The sequence below is a fragment of the Peribacillus sp. P4_C12 genome (assembly GCF_056402095.1).
Genome location: NZ_JBFUIB010000515.1, coordinates 1 through 2,525, shown reverse-complemented (window position 1 = coordinate 2,525; position 2,525 = coordinate 1). Strand labels below are relative to the sequence as shown.

3 protein-coding genes are annotated in these 2,525 nt (G+C 41.9%); all 3 read left to right on the top strand.

The window, feature by feature from the left end; genetic code table 11:
• The coding region (locus tag AC1DUW_RS25785; protein WP_477643816.1) for an ABC transporter permease at positions 1 to 416 on the top strand (416 nt) is incomplete at its 5' end.
• Positions 416 to 1,345, top strand: a complete 930-nt coding sequence (locus tag AC1DUW_RS25780) for an ABC transporter permease (RefSeq protein WP_053346402.1) — start codon at positions 416 to 418, stop codon at positions 1,343 to 1,345. The genes AC1DUW_RS25785 and AC1DUW_RS25780, both read left to right, overlap by 1 nt.
• 50 nt (positions 1,346 to 1,395) lie before the next feature.
• On the top strand, positions 1,396 to 2,409 hold the full coding sequence (locus AC1DUW_RS25775; protein ID WP_053346401.1) for an ABC transporter ATP-binding protein: 1,014 nt from the start codon (positions 1,396 to 1,398) through the stop codon (positions 2,407 to 2,409).
• Positions 2,410 to 2,525 lie beyond the last annotated feature (116 nt).

Genomic DNA, 2,525 nt, shown 5'->3' with positions numbered 1-2,525 from the left:
CCATATTACCATCCATTGCCCTGTCGATGATGCCTCTTGCTTTCATTGCCAGATTGATGCGGACAAGCATGCTTGAAGTAATGGGACAGGATTACATTTTGACCGCAAAGGCTAAAGGGTTAAAACGTAGCGGTGTCATAATCAAACATGCGATCCGAAATGCTTTATTGCCGATTATCACGATTCTTGGTATCCTAACGGCTAATATCGTTACAGGAAGCTTCATTATTGAACGTATTTTTGGTATTCCGGGCATGGGAGATATGTTTGTAAAGGGAATATCCAATCGAGACTACCCGGTCATTCTTGGTTCCACAATTGTGTATAGTGCAGTGCTTATCCTATTGATATTCATCGTTGATATAGCCTATACGTTGATTGATCCTAGAATTAAAGTGACGGGGGAGAAAAAATAATGGCAGATAAAGTACATTTAACCGAAGATATGTTCCTACCCGCTGAAGGAAACTTTAAGGAAGCTGAAAAAATTGCTAGGCCAACGGTTTCATATTGGTCTGACGTCTGGCGTCGCTTTAAAGAAAATAAACTAGCAATGACGGGGTTTGTTCTAATTATCCTGTTGGTCTTGCTGGCTATTTTTGGTCCGTATATTAACGGATATACTTATTATGGTCAAGATTTCGAGAAAAAGAATCTTAGCCCCAATGCCGAGCATTGGTTTGGGACGGATTCATCAGGAAGGGATTTATTTACGCGAGCTTGGTATGGTGCAAGGATATCCTTGTTCATTGGCTTGATGGCGGCGCTAATAGACTTTTTAATTGGTGTCCTATATGGCGGGATTTCAGCCATTCGTGGCGGACGCACCGATAATATAATGATGAGGTTTGCTGAAGTGATCTATGCGATCCCTTACCTATTGATGGTTATCTTGATGATGGTCGTATTAAAACCTGGTATATTGCCGATAATCATAGCCATGTCGATTACAGGATGGATTCCTATGGCCCGACTGGTAAGAGGGCAGGTTTTACAATTAAAAGAGAATGAATATATTCATGCGGCAACCATCTCTGGTGCTAATACGAGCTGGACTTTAAGAAAACACATGATTCCAAATACAATGGGACCAATCCTTGTCAATTTAACGTTGACTGTACCTACGGCGATTTTTGCCGAAGCTACATTAAGCTTTTTGGGACTGGGTGTGCCAGCACCTCAGGCAAGCTGGGGAACGTTGACCAGTGATGCTCTGGGAAGCATTTTGGTAGGGAATTTCTATCAACTTTTAATCCCGGCGATATTGATCTCATTAACCATGTTCGCGTTTAATGTGGCTGGTGATGGACTACAGGATGCCCTAGATCCAAAACTACGGAAATAAATGAGTCATAACATAAAGATTTTGATAATACTAGAATAGGAGGGACGATGATGGAGAACCTATTAGAAGTTAACGATTTACACATCACCTTCCATACGTATGCAGGAAAAGTACAAGCTGTTCGCGGCGTGAACTTTGAAGTGAAAAAAGGGGAAGCAGTCGCCATCGTTGGAGAGTCCGGATGCGGCAAAAGCGTTACTGCAAAATCGATCATGCGATTATTGGAAACACCTCCAGCAGAGTATGGAACAGGGTCAATATCATTTGGTGGTAAAGACCTTATTAAAATGAGTGAAAAGGAAATGCAGAAGATTCGTGGAAATGAAATCAGCATGATTTTCCAGGACCCAATGACTTCGCTCAATCCAACGACTAAAATCGGCAGCCAAATTATGGAGGGTATTTTAAAGCATAATAATAATATCTCTCGAAAAGATGCATATGAACGAGCGTTAGAAACGCTTAAACTGGTTGGTATTCCTCAGCCGGAAAAAAGGATGCAGCAATATCCACATGAGTTTTCAGGGGGCATGCGCCAGCGGGCGATGATAGCGATGGCTCTAGCCTGTGAACCGAAATTGTTAATTGCCGATGAACCAACAACGGCATTGGATGTAACGATACAAGCTCAAATTTTAGAACTGATGAAAGATATCCAACGTAGAATGGATACTTCCATCATTTTAATCACTCATGATCTAGGTGTGGTTGCGGAAACTTGCGAAAGGGTAGTAGTCATGTATGCAGGTAAAGTTGTGGAAACAGGTACAGTTGAAGCAATATTTGCAAACCCGCAACACCCATATACAAGAGGATTGCTTAAAACGGTGCCAAGGCTGGATATGGAAAAAACGGCTCCGTTGGTACCGATTATCGGATCACCACCGGATTTGTTAGATCCGCCTAAAGGATGCCCATTTTATCCAAGATGTGAATCTGCAATGAAAGTGTGCAAAGAACATGACCCGGAACTTGAGGTAGTAGAAGAGGGACAGACAGCTGCATGCTGGCTTCACCATCCAATGGCAAAAGCAACACGCGTACAAGCACCGACTAATGTTTAAAGGAGGAGAACCAATGGTTTCACTAAAGAATAAGTCAGTAAAAGAAAAGACAGTCAACGAAAATTCTCCTCTTGTTGAAATAAAGAATCTGAAGAAATATTTCCCTGTTGGTTCTC

Coding starts and splice junctions, on each gene's coding strand:
- AC1DUW_RS25780 (WP_053346402.1), top strand. CDS start 416: ATGGCAGATAAAGTACATTTAACCGAAGATATGTTCCTACCCGCTGAA.
- AC1DUW_RS25775 (WP_053346401.1), top strand. CDS start 1,396: ATGGAGAACCTATTAGAAGTTAACGATTTACACATCACCTTCCATACG.